This window comes from Streptomyces sp. NPDC052109, from assembly GCF_040680195.1.
In the GTDB taxonomy this organism is placed as follows: Bacteria; Actinomycetota; Actinomycetes; order Streptomycetales; family Streptomycetaceae; genus Streptomyces.
The window spans coordinates 265,933-282,566 of record NZ_JBFAWF010000002.1; the positions used below are offsets into that span (position 1 = coordinate 265,933).

Consider the following 16,634-nt stretch of genomic DNA (forward strand, 5'->3'; position numbering starts at 1 on the left):
CTCCCCCTAGGCTGACCGGCGTGGCCGTACCCGGCCGAGGTGGCCGTCAGGCACGGGGAGACGCACCTTGTACAGCATCATCGTCGTACCTCCGCCGACCCCGGAGGACCGGCAGCACCGGACCCGGATCCGGCTCGCACCCGGCGATCGCCTCACCTTCGGGCGGGCGCCCGGCAACGATCTGACGATCCCGCACGACGGGGTCTCCCGCCGGGCGGGCGAGCTCGGCGCGCAGGGCGCGTTCTGGATACTGAGCAACCTGTCCGCGCGGCAGACGTACGTCGTGGACAACCCCGAGGGCGCCGGCGAGCACATCAAGGTCGGTCCGGGCCGGCTCGACGCGCCCATCCCGTTCGAGTTCTCGCGGATCGTGCTGCCCGCCGCCGGGGACCTGCTGACGATCGAGGTGTGGGCGCCCCGGCACGACTACCTGCGCGACGGCCCCGGGCCCGACGGCGACACCACCGCCCCCGCCTTCTCCGTCGACCGCACCAAGCGGTACTTCGCCGTCCTGGCCGCCCTGTGCGAACCGCGGCTGCGCGGCGACCCGCACGCCCCGCTGCCCACCGTCGACCAGGTCGTCGACCGGCTGCGCCCCGCCTGGCCCGCCGCCTCGCGCACCTCGGTGCAGTGGAACATCGACTACCTGGCGGTGAAGCTGCGGCTCAAGCCGGGCCCGGAGACCGCGGACACCGGTCCCCGCCTCAACGGCAAGAAGGAGTCCCTGGTATCCCTGGCGCTCCGCTTCGACCTCGTACGCGAGGACGACCTGGTGGTCCTGTCCGGGTCCGGCTCGGCCAGCCGGGCGGCCCGGTGACCGAGCCGTACGCCGTGCCCGTGCCGCGGGGCTACCGGGTCGGAGGCTGGGAGGTGCGGGAGCCGATCGCGACAGGGGCCTTCGGCAGCGTGTACGCGGGCCGGCGCACGGCCGGCTCCGGGGAACTCCCCGCGATCGCCGCGCTGAAGTTCCTGCCCACCGGCACCGGCACCCCGCGCCAGCTGGCCCATCTGCGCGAGCTCATCGAGCGCGAGGTCGACCTGCACCGCCGGCTGCGGCGGCCGCGGCTGATCCGGATGTACGAGACCCTCGTCGTCGACGACCCCGGCCGACCCGAACTCGACGGCGCCACCGTCCTCGTGCTGGAGCGTGCCGAGGGGTCGCTGTCCGCCCTGCTCAGCGCATCGCCCCGCCCGGACGCCGGGCCCGTGCTGCTGGCGCAGGTCTGCGAGGGGCTGGCCCAGCTGTATCGGGCGGGCTGGGTTCACGGGGACCTGAAACCGGCCAATGTGCTGCTGATGGCGGACGGTTCCGCGCGGCTCGCCGACTTCAACATGGCCGCCGAGCTGGAGGGCACCCACGCCTACACCCCGGCCTTCTCCACCCCCGACTACACCCCGCCCGAGCTGCTGTGGGCGGAGATCGGCGAACGCGGCCGGCGGATCCGCCCGTCCGCCGACGTCTGGGCCTTCGGCGTGCTCGCCCATCTCGTGCTCACCGACTCGTTCCCGCTGCCCGGCGCCACCCCCACGGCCCGCCGCGACGCGGCCGCCGCCTACGCCCGCGGCGCCGACGAACTGCGTCTGTCGCCCCGGCTCCCGGACGCCTGGCGGGAGATCGTCCGCGACTGCCTGGCCCGTACGCATGCCGCGCGCATCACCACCGAGGCGCTGCTGCGCCGCGTCGAGGCGGCCGCCGGCACCGGCCGCTCGCCGCGCCTGCCCCGGGTGGTCCCGCGCCGCGGACGCCGGCCGACGGTGATCGCCGGTGCCGCGGCCGCCACCGCCGCCGTCGCGGTCCTCGGCTACGGCATCAGCACCTGGACGGCCGCCGGCGGCACGGACGGCAAGGACCCGGCCGGCTACGGCGCCGCCGAACTCCGCACGGACAAGGGCGTCCCGGCGCAGTACCGGAAGCTGATCGTCGACTCCGCCCACGCCTGCCCCGAGCCCGACGTCACCCCCGCGCTCATCGCGGCGATGCTGAAGGCCGAGAGCAACTTCGACCCGAACCTCTCCGACCCGGCCAAGCACGAGTTCGGCATCGCCCGCTGGACCCCCGCCGTCCTGCGCTGGTACATGCGCGACGACGGCGCCCCCGCGGCGGCCACACCCACCCCGCCCCTCACCCCCTCCGTCTCCATTCCGGCCATGGGCCGCTACCTCTGCTTCATGGCGCCCAACCTGAAGGCCGGCCTGCCCGGCGACCGACGGGTGCTGCTCGCCGCCGCCTACCGGACGTCGTACTCGAAGGTGAACGACACGGGCGGAGTTCCCCCGAAGTACCGCGACTACTGCGCCCGTGTCGCCCACTACCTCAAGGAGTACGCATCCCCGGGCAGGAAGTGACCCTGAGACTTCCGAGGTACCGGCGAAACGGCACGGCTGCGACGGTGGGACCACTCCGCCGGAGCGTCCGGGCGGAGCGACCGACACCTTCGTTCACATGGGGGAACACGTGAACATCGCCAAGCCCGCCGCGCTGCTCGTCGCGGCCACCGCCCTGCTCGCCGGCTCCACGGTGGCGGCCACCGCCGCGGCACCGGACGGGACCAGGGTCACCGGTGTCCAGCAGGTGGCCGACCACATCCTCGCGGGGCACCCGAAGCCGCTCTCGGCCTCCGCCGACGAGGTCCGGTACGACGGCCTGACCCTGACCAGGGCCCCGAGGGGCAGGGTCACCGCCAAGGACCTGGACTGCGCCTACGGACACCTGTGCATGATCGTCAAGGGCACCAAGTTCGACTTCTACAAGTGCCAGACCTGGAACGTCACGAACTGGACCGGGGACGGCCCGTTCACCAACAACCAGACGCCCGGCACGGTCGCGAGGTTCTTCAACCAGGACGGCAGCGTCCGCTGGACCTCGACGGCCTACGAGGCGGGCACCGCGACCTGGGACCCGATCTGGTCGCTGCGCCCCTGCTGACCCGAGCAGGCCGACGGCCTCCGGCTCCCTCGGGGGAGGGCCGGAGGCCGTCACTCGTTCCGGGTGCTCAGTGGAAGAAGTGGCGCGTGCCCGTGAAGTACATGGTCACGCCCGCCTTCTTGGCGGCCTCGACGACCTGCTCGTCCCGGATCGAACCGCCCGGCTGGACGATCGCCCGCACGCCGGCCTCGATGAGGATCTCGGGACCGTCGGGGAAGGGGAAGAACGCGTCGGAGGCGGCGAAGGAGCCACGCGCCCGCTCCTCACCGGCCCGCTCCACAGCCAGCTTGCAGGAGTCGACGCGGTTGACCTGGCCCATACCGACGCCGACCGAGGCGCCGTCCTTGGCGAGCAGGATCGCGTTGGACTTGACGGCGCGACTGGCCTTCCAGGCGAAGGCCAGCTCCTTCAGCTCGTCGGCGGAGAGCGCCTCGCCGCTGGCCAGCGTCCAGTTGGCCGGGTCGTCGCCCTCGGCCTGGAGGCGGTCGGTGACCTGGAGCAGCGCACCGCCGTCGATCTGCTTGGCCTCGACCCGGTTGCAGGGCGCGCCCGGGGCCCTCAGCACGCGGATGTTCTTCTTCTTGGTGAGGGCCTCCAGGGCCCCCTCCTCGTAGTCCGGGGCGACGATGACCTCGGTGAAGATGTCCGCGACCTGCTCGGCCATCTCCTTGCTGACCGGACGGTTGACGGCGATGACACCGCCGTACGCGGACACCGGGTCGCAGGCGTGGGCCTTGCGGTGCGCCTCGGCGACGTCCGCGCCGACCGCGATGCCGCAGGGGTTCGCGTGCTTGATGATCGCGACACAGGGCTCGTCGTGGTCGTACGCGGCACGGCGCGCGGCGTCCGTGTCCGTGTAGTTGTTGTACGACATCTCCTTGCCGTGCAGCTGCTCGGCCTCGGCGAGACCGCCCGTGCCGTCGACGTACAGCGCGGCGCCCTGGTGCGGGTTCTCGCCATAGCGCAGGGTGTTCTTGCGCTCGTAGGTGGCGCCGAGGAAGTCCGGGAAGCCGGACTCGTCCGCGGCGGCGTAGGACGAGGCGAACCAGGAGGCGACGGCCACGTCGTAGGCGGCGGTGTGCTGGAACGCCTCGGCCGCCAGGCGCTTGCGGGCGGCGAGGTCGAAGCCGCCGTCCTTCGCGGCGGCGAGGACGTCCGCGTAGCGCTGGGGGCTGGTCACCACGGCCACGGACGGGTGGTTCTTGGCGGCGGCGCGGACCATCGAGGGTCCGCCGATGTCGATCTGCTCCACGCACTCGTCGTCGCTCGCGCCGGAGGCCACGGTCTCGCGGAAGGGGTAGAGGTTGACGACGACGAGGTCGAACGGCTCCACGCCCAGCTCGGCGAGCTGCTCGCGGTGGCTGTCCAGCCGCAGGTCGGCGAGGATGCCCGCGTGCACCTTCGGGTGCAGGGTCTTCACCCGCCCGTCCAGGCACTCGGGGAAGCCGGTCAGCTCCTCGACCTTGGTGACGGGGACGCCGGCGGCGGCGATGCGGCCCGCCGTGGACCCGGTGGAGACCAGCTCCACACCGGCCTCGTGCAGCCCGCGCGCGAGGTCTTCCAGCCCGGTCTTGTCGTAGACGCTGACGAGCGCCCGGCGAATGGGCCGCTTGTTGCTCTCGGCGGTGGCGGTCACTGGATAACTACCTTTCGTCCCTCAATGCGATAGCCGTTGCGGGCGATCCGCCCCACGACCTCGACGAGCAGCCTTCGCTCGACTTCCTTGATGCGCTCGTGCAGCGCGCTCTCGTCGTCCTCGTCCCGGACCTCGACCACGCCCTGGGCGATGATCGGGCCGGTGTCGACGCCGTCGTCGACGAAGTGGACGGTGCAGCCGGTGACCTTGGCGCCGTACGCGAGCGCGTCGCGGACGCCGTGGGCCCCCGGAAAACTGGGGAGGAGGGCGGGATGGGTGTTCACGAACCGCCCGCCGAACCGGGCGAGGAACTCCTTGCCGACGATCTTCATGAACCCGGCGGAGACCACGAGGTCCGGCTCGTGGGCGGCCACGGCCTCGGCGAGGGCGGCGTCCCACTCCTCGCGGCTCGCGAAGTCCTTGACCCTGCACACGAAGGTCGGCAGCCCGGCCCGCTCGGCGCGGGCGAGCCCCTCCACGGCGGCGCGGTCGGCCCCCACGGCGACGATCCGCGCGCCGTACCGCTCGGCTCCGGTCCGCTCGATCTCGTCCAGGAGCGCCTGCAGGTTGGTGCCGGATCCGGAGACCAGTACGACGAGGCGCTTGACCGCTGGGCCAGCGGGGGTGGCGGCCACTGTGGGGCCCTTTCTCGGGGTGACGACTGTCGCGGCCGTCGGTTTGTTCATTCGTACGAATGCTTCATGCCCCGTGATACAGGGAAGTCTACGAACCGGGCGACCGTCAGCAACGATACCGGCACACGGGAAGGCCCCCACGGGACGGGTGCGGGGCCGGAAGGTAGCGTTCGCAGGGAATCACGAAGGGCAGCCTCGGGAACGCGGTCGTCGTACGGTGCGTTGTCGGGGAGGAAGCCCATATCGGACAGCCGTGTGCACAGCCGTATTCGCCTAGGGGAAGACGCTCTTTTGATGCCCGTTCGCAGCCTGCGACTCCTCACGTTCCCTCCGAGCCCGGAGCCGGGAGGCGAGCGGGGCGCCACGCTGCTGCGGGAGCGGCCGGCCTCGCCGCCCGAGGCTCCCCGGGGCGGGCGCGCGGGACAGGGCGGACACGCGGGGCAGGGCGGCCGGGACACCGGCGGGCGAGGCTCCGGCGGACGAGACGGTGACCGACGAGACGGTGGCGGGCGGGGCGACGGCCGGCAGGACGACAACCCCTTCGCACCGCCGCCCGAGGGCAGCCCGGACCGCCCCTGGCGGCCGCGCCACCCCGAGGGCTCGCAGGGCTCCGGTCAGGGTCCTCATCAGGGCCACGGTCACGGGGACGGTTCTCCGTGGGGCAAGCAGTGGAGCGACCGCCAGCCCGGCCGCTCCCCCGGCGGCTTCGGCGAGCGGCCCGGCGGCGGACCCCAGGGCCCGGACGGCCCGGTCGGTCCCGGCATGCGCTGGGACCCCACCGACCCCGTCCAGCGCCGCGCGCGCTACGCGCTGCTGTCCGGCATGTGGGCCGTCTTCTTCGCCCTGTTCAGCTGGCCGTACGTGGCGCTGCTGCTGGGCGTGCTGGCTCTGTACTGGGGCGGCAGCGCCCTGCGCGCCAAGCCGCGCGGGGCGGCGGACCCGGACACCCCGGCCCCGCGGGGGGCGGCCCGCCCCCAGACGACGGCGGCCATCGGCGGTCTGATCACGGCGTCCCTGGCCCTCGTCCTGGTGGCCTCGACCTTCACCGTCCAGTTCGTCTACCGCGACTACTACACGTGCGTCAACGACGCACTCACCCACGAGGCCAAACAGTCCTGCGACAAGCTGCTGCCACAGGAGTTGCGGGGGGTGCTGGGAGTGGGGAACAGCTGACCGCCGGCAGGAGGTCAGTGGAGCGTGTCCGGAGGTTCCGGTGTGTCCGGCAGCGGGTCGGCGGGGTCGGGCCGGAGTTCGTCGGGCGCGGCCGCGTCCCGTAGGGCCGCCCAGCGGGAGGCGCGGGCCAGGTCGTCGTGCCAGTCCGTGGGGAAGGAGTCGTCGGCCGGGAGGACGTCGTACGGCTCCTCCTCCGCGGCGCCGGTCGCGCTGGGCACCGTCCCCGGCTGAGCCGACGCCCTGCCCCTGCCCTTGTCCGGCTCCCTGCCCTTGACCACGTCCTCGACCCTGGCCGCGTGCGTGCCCCTGGCCTTCTCGGCCTCGTCCTCGGCCTTCGCAGCCTCCTTGCCCTTGCCCTTGGTCCTGGCCGTCTCCTTGGCCTGGACGGCCGAGTCGGTCGCGGGCCCCTCGTCCTTCCTCCCCGCCCCGGTGTCCCGCGCCACGATCTCCCCGCCCTTCGTACGCCGGCCCCACAGCCGCCACGCCCGTGCGGTCAGCGCCACCGGCATCGCGAACAGCGCGGTCCACGCCCATGCCGCTCCCCCGGCCTGCCACCACACCGGCCCGAAGCGGGCCAGCGCCGACACGCCCAGCGGGCCGCCGGCCAGGTCGGCGAGCAGGGCGAAGGCCGCCGCGCAGAGCGTCGCCGTCAGCAGGACCACTCCAGCGGTACGAACCGCCGACCAGGGGGCCGACGCCGGTGCGCCCGGCTCCGGCCGGCGTACGGCGCCCCGCGCCACGAACCAGCCCGCCGTCACCCCGGCCGCCGCCGGCACCAGCCCCGCCGCCCAGTTCAGCGGCGTTCCGGTGCCCGCGTCCGGGACGGCCGCCAGCAACGGGAAGGGCGGCAGCAGGGGGGCCGCATCGGAGGCGAACGGGTGCACCACATGCCCGGCGCCGAGCAGGAACCCGGGACCGAGGGCGTAGGACGCGGCCCACACCGCCGCGTTGGGGATCAGCGCGACACCGAGCAGCAGCACCGCGAACCGCCCCGTCCACCCCTCCGTCAGCTGCAGGAAGGACGCCCGCGCCGCCATGCCGTGCCACACCAGGGACACCGCGAGCAGAAGCGCCCCGCCGCCGAAGAGCACCGTCGTGGCCGCCCCGGTGGCCCGCACGGCCGTAGCCAGCCGGGCGCGGGCGTCCGCACCGGACGCCAGCCGCCGCACCGGCCCCGGCAGCACCGCCGGCGCGCTCGGCACCGGCCCCCCGGCGCGCGGTTCCGCAGGGGCCGGGAGGTCCCCCCAGCGCGGACGGCCGTACGCCGACCACACCCCGGCCGCCGCCGAGGCCGCCGCGACCAGCGGCAGGCACACCGTCACCCAGAGCCAGGCGGGGCGCAGTTCACCGCCCGAGCAGTACAGCGCGACCGGCCCGCCCACGCCGAGATAGCCGAGCACGACCCCCGTCCACACCGTCTGCGCCGGTACGGGCGGCGGGCCGTCGGAGTCGGCGGGCGCGTCCACCGCGTCCCTGGCCGCCCGGTACACCAGCCACACCGGCAGCGCGAGCAGCAGCAGCGGGGTCACGCCGACCGGGAGCTGCGCGCCGGAGAGCGTGTCGGTGCGGACCAGTTCGACGCCGTGCGCCAGCAGCCACAGCGCGGCCGCGACGTGCAGCGCGCCGCCCGGACCGCTGTCGGGGTACGGCGAACTGACCCACAGCGCCATCACCAGCACGGCGAACGAGCCGCATCCGAGTCCGGCCGCGACGGCGCCGCTCAGGACGCTCGCGGCCAGTCCGGGCTCGCGGTTCCGCATCCGGGTCAGCAGGGGTGACAACGACGGTCGGCGAGCGGTCATCAGGATCACGCACGCCATGCTCCCAACGACACGCGCTTTCCCGTTGTAACGGGCGAACCTCCGATGTGTCGCTCAATATACGTTTATGTTGTTTTCGGTACGGAAGGGCGCACGGTGACGACGCAGAACGCCGCCAGTCCGCTGCCACCGCCGCAGGAACGCCGACGTCTGCGCGTGGACCGGTCGCTGACGCCTGCTCAGGTCGCCGAGCAGGTCGGCGTCAGCTGCTCGATGCTGCGCGCGTGGGAGTCCGGCCACCTCGTCCCGCACGGAAGCAGAGGGGAGGCGTACGCCAGGCTGCTGACGACGTTCATCCTCCAGGAGACGGTCGAGGGAGCCACAGCGGCCAGGACGCGCCCGCAGGAACCGGCGGCCGCCGCCCCGGCCGATCCGCTGACGCCAGCTCAGGCCTTCGACGCCCTGTACGCGTTCTGCGCCCCCGCCCTCCTACGGCAGACCTATCTGCTCACCGGGCGCCGGGAGCTCGCTCGCGAGTCCGTGGAGCGGGCCTTCCAGCTGGCCTGGCAGCGCTGGCCCGAGGTCGCCCGCGACCGGGATCCGGCAGGCTGGGTGCGGGCGGTGGCGCACGACTGCGCGCTCTCGCCCTGGCACCGCTTCCGGCCCCGCTACCGGTCCCCCGAGCCGCCCCCTGCCGACCAGGCCGACCAGGCATTGCTGCGGGCCCTGCTGGAGCTTCCGCCGGTGTACCGGCGCACGCTCGTCCTCTACGACGGTGTGGGCCTCGATCTGCCGGAGACGGCGGCGGAGACGGAGGCCAGCACGCCGGCCGCCGCCAGCCGGCTGACGCATGCCAGGGAGGCGCTGGCCGCGCAGCAGCCGGACCTCGCCGACCCCGCCGAGCTGCAGCGCCGGCTGCCGGAGCTGGCCTCGGCGGAACAGCTGCACGCGGCCGGGCCGACGGTGGTGCGCACCCGCAGCGAACGGCGGAACGTGTTCTGGACCCGCGCGGCGATCGCGTTCACGACGGCGATCGTCGGCGCGACGGCGCTGATGCTCTGGACGGCCCCGACGCACTATGAAGCGCCGATCCCTCCGGCGCAGGCCGTGGAGGGGGTCCCCCCGCCCGGCGTGATGGGCCCCCTCGGCGTGAGGGGCCCGCTGTCGCCGGAGGAACAGGCGCTGCGGGACACGTTGCGGAAGGCAGCCGCGAGCGGCCCGGCCCGTCTGGTGCCGCAACTTCGGTGAGCGCTGCGGGAACGCGCCGCACGGGTGCGGCGCGTGCTCGGTCGGGGGACCGCCGTGGCCGGTGGGGCAACTCCCTGCGCCCCCGCCCGGGACGCTCTGCGCAAACGCCGGTAGGCCCGCCCCGGCGAACGGGACGGGCCTACCGGCTTGGCATCAGGAAGCTCAGGCGCTCAGGATCTCGCGCGCCAGCTTCGCCGTCTCGGTCGGGGTCTTGCCGACCTTGACACCGGCGGCCTCCAGGGCCTCCTTCTTCGCCTGGGCGGTGCCGGAGGAGCCGGAGACGATGGCGCCGGCGTGGCCCATGGTCTTGCCCTCGGGCGCGGTGAAGCCCGCGACGTAGCCGACGACCGGCTTGGTCACGTTCTCCTTGATGAACGCGGCGGCACGCTCCTCGGCGTCGCCACCGATCTCACCGATCATCACGATGAGTTCGGTCTCCGGGTCGTCCTGGAAGGCGGCCAGGGCGTCGATGTGGGTGGAGCCGATGATCGGGTCGCCACCGATGCCGACGGCGGTGGAGAAGCCGATGTCACGCAGCTCGTACATCATCTGGTAGGTCAGCGTGCCGGACTTCGACACCAGGCCGATGCGGCCCGGCTTGGTGATGTCGCCCGGGATGATGCCGACGTTCGACTGGCCCGGGGTGATGATGCCGGGGCAGTTCGGGCCGATGATGCGGGTCTTGTTGCCCTTCTTGCCGGCGTACGCCCAGAAGGACGCCGTGTCGTGCACGGCGATGCCCTCGGTGATGACGACGGCCAGCGGGATCTCGGCGTCGATGGCCTCGACGACCGCGTCCTTGGTGAACTTCTCCGGCACGAAGATGACGGAGACGTTGGCGCCGGTCTTCTCGATGGCCTCCTGGACGGTGCCGAAGACGGGTACCTCGGTGCCGTCGAATTCCACGGTGGTGCCGGCCTTGCGCGGGTTCACGCCGCCCACGACGTTCGTGCCGTCACCGAGCATGAGCTTGGTGTGCTTCATGCCGGTGGCGCCGGTCATGCCCTGGACGATGACCTTGCTGTCCTTGTTGAGCCAGATAGCCATGGTGTGTTGGTGTCCTCGTCCTGAGTGCTTACTTGGCGGCGGCCAGCTCGGCGGCCTTGTCGGCCGCGCCGTCCATGGTGTCGACGCGCTGCACCAGCGGGTGGTTGGCGTCGGTGAGGATCTTCCGGCCCAGCTCGGCGTTGTTGCCGTCGAGGCGGACGACGAGCGGCTTCTCGACCTTCTCGCCGCGGTCCTCCAGGAGCTTCAGGGCCTGCACGATGCCGTTGGCGACCTCGTCGCAGGCGGTGATGCCACCGAAGACGTTCACGAAGACGGACTTGACGTCCGGGTCGCCCAGGATGATCTCCAGGCCGTTCGCCATCACCTGGGCGGAGGCGCCACCGCCGATGTCCAGGAAGTTGGCGGGCTTGACGCCGCCGTGCTTCTCACCGGCGTACGCGACGACGTCCAGGGTGCTCATCACGAGACCGGCGCCGTTGCCGATGATGCCGACCTCGCCGTCGAGCTTGACGTAGTTGAGGTTCTTCTCCTTGGCGGCGGCCTCGAGCGGGTTGGCCGCGGCCTTGTCGTGGAGCTCCTCGAACTCGGGGTGCCGGAATTCGGCGTTGTCGTCGAGCGACACCTTGCCGTCGAGGGCGATGACGTCACCGGAGGCGACCTTGGCCAGCGGGTTGACCTCGACGAGGAGGGCGTCCTCCTTGATGAAGGTGTCCCACAGCCTGACCAGGACGTCGGCGACCTTGTCGGCGACCTCGGCCGGGAACTTCGCCGCGGCGACGATCTCCTTGGCCTTGGCCAGGTCCACACCGTCGATCGGGTTGATCGGGGTCTGGGCGACGGCCTCGGGGCGGGTGGCCGCCACCTCCTCGATCTCCATGCCGCCCTCGACGGAGGCGATGGAGAGGAAGGTGCGGTTCGCACGGTCGAGGAGGAAGGAGACGTAGTACTCCTCGAGGATCTCCGGGGCGGTCTCGGCGATCATCACCTTGTGGACCGTGTGGCCCTTGATGTCCATGCCGAGGATGTCCGTCGCACGGGCGACGGCCTCGTCCGCGGAGGCGGCCAGCTTGACGCCACCGGCCTTGCCACGACCACCGACCTTCACCTGCGCCTTGACGACGGACTTGCCGCCCAGCCGCTCGGTGATCTCGCGCGCCGCCTCAGGCGTGTCGATGACTTCACCGGCCAGCACCGGTACATCGTGCTTGGCGAAGAGGTCCCTCGCCTGGTACTCGAACAGGTCCACGCGCTTCCGTCCCTATCAGTGATCTCGCGGTTCGTTGGATGCGTGGGCGTGCCGCGAAGGGCAACGTGACGTCCGCTTGTCACAAGGGAGGCGCACACGGTGTCCGAGCGCGCGGCATGTCCGTCTCGCAGGTTATCGCCGCATGCGGGGGCTCCCTAAATCGAGGGTCACACACGAGCGGTGATACCTGTCACATGATGCCGGATCCGGTGGCACGGCGTGCCGCGACGGGGTGGGGTACGGGCGGTGTGCGAGGCCTCACCGGGCTGGGGTTGACCCGGTGAGGCCTCTGGGACGGCCCCGGTGGAGCCGGGGCCGGGGCGGTTGATCCCCACCCCAATGGGGACCACCCGCCCGGCCGCGGGGGCCCTCCGGACGGGCCGACGGCATTCGGCCGTCCGGGTACGGACACCCCGCGGAGCGGATCGGGCCGCTCAGCCCTGGTACGGCATGCCCCGGGGGACCTCCCGCACGCCGTACGGGGCCTGGGCCTGCTGGAGGTACGTCGGTACGGCCACACGGGCGACCCCTCCGGCCCCGTCGACGGCATCCGCGGCGAGCGGAGCGCCGCCGTCCCGGCCCGTGCCCTCGAGGTCGTACCCGAAGGCCCCGGCCTGCTGGACGAGCGGCGCGACGGCGCCGGTGACCCCGGCAGCGAACGGCCCGGTCCCGCCCGCGACGCCGTGGACCAGACCGGCGGCGCTCCCGCCCACCCCGTCGGCCACCGGCAGCGCGGCCGCGGTGACCTGCCCGGCCACGGGCGCCGCGGTGCCGGCCACCTGGTGCACGGCGCCGGTGGCGGTGTGGACCGCCTGGTACACGGCTCCGGTGACGGTGTCCGCGGTCGGTGCGAGCGCACCGGTGGCGGTGTCGGTGAGTGGTGCGGCCGCGTCGGTGGCGCCGGCCGCGAACGGCGGCACCTGGGCGGTCACGTTCTGGGCGAAGGCCCCGGTCTGCCCGGTCACCCCGTGCGCGAGCCGCGGTACGGCCCCGACGGCACCCCCCGCGAAGGGCTGGACGTCACCGGCCACGCCGTGGCCGAGGGCACCCGCGTCGGCGACGGTCCGGCCGGCCACGGGCACGACCCCGCGCACGGCGGCGGAGGCCACCGGCGGAAGGACCGCCTCCGTGGCGCCCTGCGCGACCTGTGCGGCGACCGTGCCGGTGTACGACTCCACGCCCCCGGCCACCGGCCGCGCGTCGCCGACGGCACCCGTGGCGACCCCGTGCACCCCCGTGACGGCGCCCTCGCCGGTCCCGTACGCCCCGGGCACGGCTCCCCCGGCGACTCCCAGCGCCCCGGAGACGGCGCCCGCGGCCACTCCGTACACGCCCGGGACGGTGCCCTGGGCGGTCCCGTACCCGCCCTCGGCCGCGTGACCGGCGGTGGTCCTGACGTCCGTCACCGCCCGGCCGGCGACCGGCACGGCCCCGCTGACCGCGGTGGCGGCCACCGGCGGAACGGCGCCGGTGGCCGTCTCGTCCACCACCGGCGTGACCGCGCCGGGCACGGCCCGGACCGTACCGACGACCCGCTGCCCGACGCCCGCGACCGTACCGGTGAGATGCCCGGGCACTCCGCCGGCGGAGGCCTCCGCGGCGCCGGTCGCCCCGGCGGCCGTGCCGCGTACGACGTCCGTGGCACCGGCGGTCCGGCCCTGGGCACCCGCGACGGTCCGCTGTGCCGTGGTGCGCACGGCGCCCTGGACGCCCTGCGCCTTCGCACGGGCGGCCGCCTGCGTGGCCTGGAGCTTGGTCTGGGCGGCGGCCAGGGCCTCCTCGACCTCGGGGGCGAAGGAGGAGAGCGGGCCGAAGAGGTAGTCGATCTCGTCCTGGGCGCTGCCGTGCGCAACGGCCCGGGACACGGTCGCGGAGGCGTGCGCGGCCGGGTGGCCGACGTGGGCGGTGAGGTGCGTGCCGTCGGCCTGCGCCTGCGCCCGGCCCTGGACCTGCGTCCGCGTCGGTGCGTGTGGCTGCGCCTTACGGGCCGCCTGAGCGCCCCGCACGGCCTCGGCGCCCCGGATCTTCCCGGCGGCCGGGACCTCGGCGTCGACAGAGCGGCGGGCCTGGTCGGCGGTGGCGGCGGTCCGCATCGCCTGCGCGGGCTGCGTGGCCTCGGCGGTGGTGCCTGTGACGGTCGAGGTGGTCGAGTCGGCCGTGCCGGTGAGGCCGGAGACGGTGTGTCCGACGGCGTTCTGGACGCCGGAGACGGTGTCGTGGACGCCGGTGAGGACGCCGTCCACGGTCCCGGCGACGCTGTCCGTGCCGCCCGCGTCCGGTGCGGAGACGGAGGTGGCGGACAGCTCGTCGGCGCTGGCGACGGCCGAGCCGAGCGCCCAGGCCCCGGTGACACCGGCGGCTATCACGATCGAACGACGGATGTTCTTGTTCATTGCGTGCGTCAAGTCCTTCGGAAACGGCTGGAATCGGCTGGGGTGCCGTCCGGAGACCGCTGAACGCCGGTCGCGGTGAGCGCTTGGACTGCTGACAGCGCTGATCGCCGGGCTGGTCCGGACGGGGGGCAGACCTGTTCCGCCCCGCTCGGCAGGGCCGTGGCGGGGAGGGTCGGCCGTGCTGCCTAGCCGGGGAAGACGGGAACGTCCCGGAGCCGTTCGCGGGTGCTCGGCGCGTCGGCGCGCGCGGTGGGGCCGGGCGTGAGTCGCAGGGGCGCCCGGTCGTCGAGGGTGACGGCGTGCGCGTCACCGTGCCGGGTCGCGCTGCCGTCGACGGCCTGCTTGCCGAGGACGCCGTCCGGGTCCGGGGTCGGCGCGGGGCGGCCGGGGGCTCCGGCAGCAGCGGCGCCGTGGTGCCCGAGGGTGCGCGCCTCGGGCTGCGGCGCGGGGATCGTCACGGGGCCGTACGTGGCCGTCGACGCCGGTGCGTCGACGATCACGGCACGGGCGCGGGCCCGGGCGTGCCGCTGCGTCCGCTCCGCCGGAGCGAACGCCACCGCACCGCCGTGCCGCTGCGCCGCGCGCACCGTGGACGCCGGCTCGGGCGTCGGACGGGCGGGCACGTGCGGCACTCGCGCGAGGCCGGGCAGGGGCAGGGCGGCGGGCCGGGGCTGCGTGCCGGCGGCTCGGGTGGCCGTGGTCTCGACGGTCCGGGTGACGGTGGAGAGTACGTCCCTTACGGGGACGACGGCCTGTTCACCGACGGTGTGGACGTGGGTGACAACCCGCTCGGTGGCCGTGCGGACCGCATCCACGGCCTGCACCGGACCCTCGGGTCCGGTCCCCGCGGACCGCGCCGAACTCGCCGTCGCCGGGGTGCCGTCGGCCGCGTGTGCCTGCTCGCCGCAGAGGAAGCCCAGCAGGAACAGTCCGCCCACCAGCAGCGCCAGTTGGAGCGCGCGCCGTCCGGCCGCCGTACGCAGCACGCGCACGGTGGCACCAAGGAGGGCTGCTGGGAAGGTCAAGGAGCGGAACATCCTCGGCTCGGCACGACACGGGCTCCGCCGATCCTTGCACGCCGCGCCCGAGGCCGCGCAACCCCTCTGTTACCGATGGGTAGTCATGTCCCTTTTCCCACCCCTTTCGTGTCCGGCATCACACGGTGTCCGGTATCGGCAGCGGCCGTTTCTCGAGCGCCGCCGCCATGACCTCTGGGAACAGATCGGGGGTGCAGGCGAAGGCCGGTGCCCCGAGCGCGGCGAGCGCAGCCGCGTGCTCCCGGTCGTACGAGGGCGCGCCCTCGTCCGACAGCGCGAGCAACGCCACGAACTGCACCCCGGACGCCTTCATCGCCGCCACCCGCTTGAGCATCTCGTCGCGGATGCCGCCCTCGTAGAGGTCGCTGATCAGCACGACCACGGTCTCGGCCGGCCGGGTGATCTGTGACTGGCAGTAGGCGAGCGCCCGGTTGATGTCCGTGCCGCCGCCGAGCTGGGTGCCGAAGAGGACGTCGACCGGGTCGTCCAGTTGGTCGGTGAGGTCGACCACCGCCGTGTCGAAGACGACCAGCCGGGTGCTGATCGAGCGCATCGAGGCGAGGACCGCACCGAACACGGACGCGTAGACCACCGATGCCGCCATCGAGCCCGACTGGTCGATGCAGAGGACCACCTCCTTCTTCACGGACCGCGCCGCCCGCCCGTAGCCGATGAGCCGTTCCGGCACGACCGTGCGGTACTCGGGCAGGTAGTGCTTGAGGTTGGCCGCGATGGTGCGGTTCCAGTCGATGTCGTGGTGGCGCGGGCGGCTGATCCGTGCGCTGCGGTCGAGGGCGCCGGTGAGCGTGGCCCGGGTACGGTTCGCCAGCCGCTTCTCCAGGTCCTCGACGACCTTGCGCACGACCGCGCGTGCCGTCTCCTTCGTCGTCTCCGGCATCGCCCTGTTCAGCGAGAGCAGCGTGCCGACCAGATGCACGTCCGCCTCCACCGCTTCCAGCATCTCCGGCTCCAACAGCAGGGAGGCGAGGCCCAGGCGGTCGATGGCGTCGCGCTGCATGACCTGCACGACGGAGGACGGGAAGTACGTGCGGATGTCCCCGAGCCAGCGGGCCACGGACGGCGCCGAGCCGCCGAGTCCCGCCGAACGGTCCCGCCCGGCCTGTGGCTTGTCCCCCTTGCCGTAGAGCGCGGCGAGCGTGCCGTCCATCGCCGCGTCCCGGCCGGACAGCGCGCATCCGGTGCCGTCGGCCTGGTCGCCACCGAGCACCAGCCGCCACCGCCGCAACCGCTCCCCCGCCGGATCACCGACGTCCCCCCGCATCGACTTGGTCGTCATATCCCCACTCCGGCCAGGCTGTTGTCGTCGGTTGTGCCGCATTCGGACGTGATGCATCCGGACGTGCCCCGTCCAGGCCCGGCTCTTCCAGGCTCGGCGCACTCGGACGTGGCGCATCCGGTGGTGGCGGGCCCAGACGTGCCCCGCCCAGACGCGGCGCATTCGGACGTGGCGTGTTCCGTCGCGGCGCATCCGGTGGTGGCGGCCCCAGACGCGGCGCATTCGGACGTGGCACATCCGGTGGTGGCGGCCCCAGACGTGTCCCGTCCAGACGC

Annotated in this window: 13 protein-coding genes; 5 read left to right on the forward strand and 8 right to left on the reverse strand. The window is 73.5% G+C overall.

Features of this window, described 5'->3' with window-relative positions; translation table 11 throughout:
* Positions 1–67: 67 nt before the first annotated feature.
* From AB0L59_RS06770 to AB0L59_RS06780, 3 genes are all read left to right on the forward strand, one after another.
* Positions 68–817: an FHA domain-containing protein gene (locus AB0L59_RS06770; protein WP_365580113.1), complete on the forward strand. Its 750-nt coding sequence runs from the start codon at positions 68–70 to the stop codon at positions 815–817.
* Positions 814–2,346, forward strand: a complete 1,533-nt coding sequence (locus AB0L59_RS06775) for a protein kinase (protein ID WP_365580115.1) — start codon at positions 814–816, stop codon at positions 2,344–2,346. Before AB0L59_RS06770 ends, AB0L59_RS06775 begins: the two co-directional genes overlap by 4 nt.
* A gap of 97 nt (positions 2,347–2,443) precedes the next feature.
* Entirely contained in the window at positions 2,444–2,926 is a 483-nt protein-coding gene (locus tag AB0L59_RS06780) for a hypothetical protein (RefSeq protein ID WP_365580118.1), read from the forward strand.
* 67 nt (positions 2,927–2,993) lie between these two features.
* On the opposite strand, the gene purH is transcribed toward AB0L59_RS06780, so the two are convergent.
* On the reverse strand, positions 2,994–4,562 hold the full coding sequence (purH, locus tag AB0L59_RS06785) for a bifunctional phosphoribosylaminoimidazolecarboxamide formyltransferase/IMP cyclohydrolase (RefSeq protein ID WP_365580121.1): 1,569 nt from the start codon (positions 4,560–4,562) through the stop codon (positions 2,994–2,996).
* Complete coding sequence (gene purN / locus AB0L59_RS06790) at positions 4,559–5,248, reverse strand: phosphoribosylglycinamide formyltransferase (RefSeq protein WP_365580123.1); 690 nt, start codon at positions 5,246–5,248, stop codon at positions 4,559–4,561. The genes purH and purN overlap by 4 nt, the downstream gene beginning before the upstream one ends.
* A gap of 243 nt (positions 5,249–5,491) precedes the next feature.
* Here purN and AB0L59_RS06795 point away from each other — a divergent pair, with 243 nt between their 5' ends.
* Positions 5,492–6,370 (forward strand): hypothetical protein, encoded by an 879-nt coding sequence (locus tag AB0L59_RS06795; RefSeq protein WP_365580126.1) that lies wholly within the window; start codon positions 5,492–5,494, stop codon positions 6,368–6,370.
* Positions 6,371–6,384: 14 nt separating this feature from the next.
* Here AB0L59_RS06795 and AB0L59_RS06800 read toward each other — a convergent pair whose 3' ends face one another.
* On the reverse strand, positions 6,385–8,190 hold the full coding sequence (locus AB0L59_RS06800) for a DUF6350 family protein (protein ID WP_365580129.1): 1,806 nt from the start codon (positions 8,188–8,190) through the stop codon (positions 6,385–6,387).
* Between the two features lie 96 nt (positions 8,191–8,286).
* Here AB0L59_RS06800 and AB0L59_RS06805 point away from each other — a divergent pair, with 96 nt between their 5' ends.
* Complete coding sequence (locus AB0L59_RS06805; protein WP_365580132.1) at positions 8,287–9,378, forward strand: sigma factor-like helix-turn-helix DNA-binding protein; 1,092 nt, start codon at positions 8,287–8,289, stop codon at positions 9,376–9,378.
* Between the two features lie 162 nt (positions 9,379–9,540).
* Here the strand turns inward: AB0L59_RS06805 and sucD are convergent, their stop codons facing one another.
* The 5 genes from sucD to AB0L59_RS06830 all read right to left on the reverse strand — a co-directional run bounded on the left by sucD (position 9,541) and on the right by AB0L59_RS06830 (position 16,344).
* The gene (gene sucD, locus AB0L59_RS06810; RefSeq protein ID WP_365580135.1) at positions 9,541–10,425 is read right to left on the reverse strand and encodes a succinate--CoA ligase subunit alpha; all 885 of its coding nucleotides are present in this window, start codon (positions 10,423–10,425) and stop codon (positions 9,541–9,543) included.
* A 28-nt stretch (positions 10,426–10,453) separates the two neighbouring features.
* The gene (gene sucC / locus AB0L59_RS06815; RefSeq protein WP_365580138.1) at positions 10,454–11,632 is read right to left on the reverse strand and encodes an ADP-forming succinate--CoA ligase subunit beta; all 1,179 of its coding nucleotides are present in this window, start codon (positions 11,630–11,632) and stop codon (positions 10,454–10,456) included.
* A 434-nt stretch (positions 11,633–12,066) separates the two neighbouring features.
* Positions 12,067–14,025, reverse strand: coding sequence for a hypothetical protein (locus AB0L59_RS06820; RefSeq protein WP_365580140.1), 1,959 nt, complete (start codon positions 14,023–14,025; stop codon positions 12,067–12,069).
* Between the two features lie 185 nt (positions 14,026–14,210).
* Positions 14,211–15,050, reverse strand: coding sequence for a hypothetical protein (locus AB0L59_RS06825; protein WP_365580143.1), 840 nt, complete (start codon positions 15,048–15,050; stop codon positions 14,211–14,213).
* A gap of 130 nt (positions 15,051–15,180) precedes the next feature.
* The gene (locus tag AB0L59_RS06830; protein ID WP_365580952.1) at positions 15,181–16,344 is read right to left on the reverse strand and encodes a VWA domain-containing protein; all 1,164 of its coding nucleotides are present in this window, start codon (positions 16,342–16,344) and stop codon (positions 15,181–15,183) included.
* Between the last annotated feature and the right edge of the window lie 290 nt (positions 16,345–16,634).

Coding starts and splice junctions, on each gene's coding strand:
- AB0L59_RS06780 (WP_365580118.1), top strand. CDS start 2,444: ATGGGGGAACACGTGAACATCGCCAAGCCCGCCGCGCTGCTCGTCGCG.
- purN (WP_365580123.1), bottom strand. CDS start 5,248: ATGAACAAACCGACGGCCGCGACAGTCGTCACCCCGAGAAAGGGCCCC.
- AB0L59_RS06795 (WP_365580126.1), top strand. CDS start 5,492: ATGCCCGTTCGCAGCCTGCGACTCCTCACGTTCCCTCCGAGCCCGGAG.
- AB0L59_RS06800 (WP_365580129.1), bottom strand. CDS start 8,190: ATGGCGTGCGTGATCCTGATGACCGCTCGCCGACCGTCGTTGTCACCC.
- sucD (WP_365580135.1), bottom strand. CDS start 10,425: ATGGCTATCTGGCTCAACAAGGACAGCAAGGTCATCGTCCAGGGCATG.
- AB0L59_RS06820 (WP_365580140.1), bottom strand. CDS start 14,025: ATGAACAAGAACATCCGTCGTTCGATCGTGATAGCCGCCGGTGTCACC.
- AB0L59_RS06830 (WP_365580952.1), bottom strand. CDS start 16,344: ATGCGGGGGGACGTCGGTGATCCGGCGGGGGAGCGGTTGCGGCGGTGG.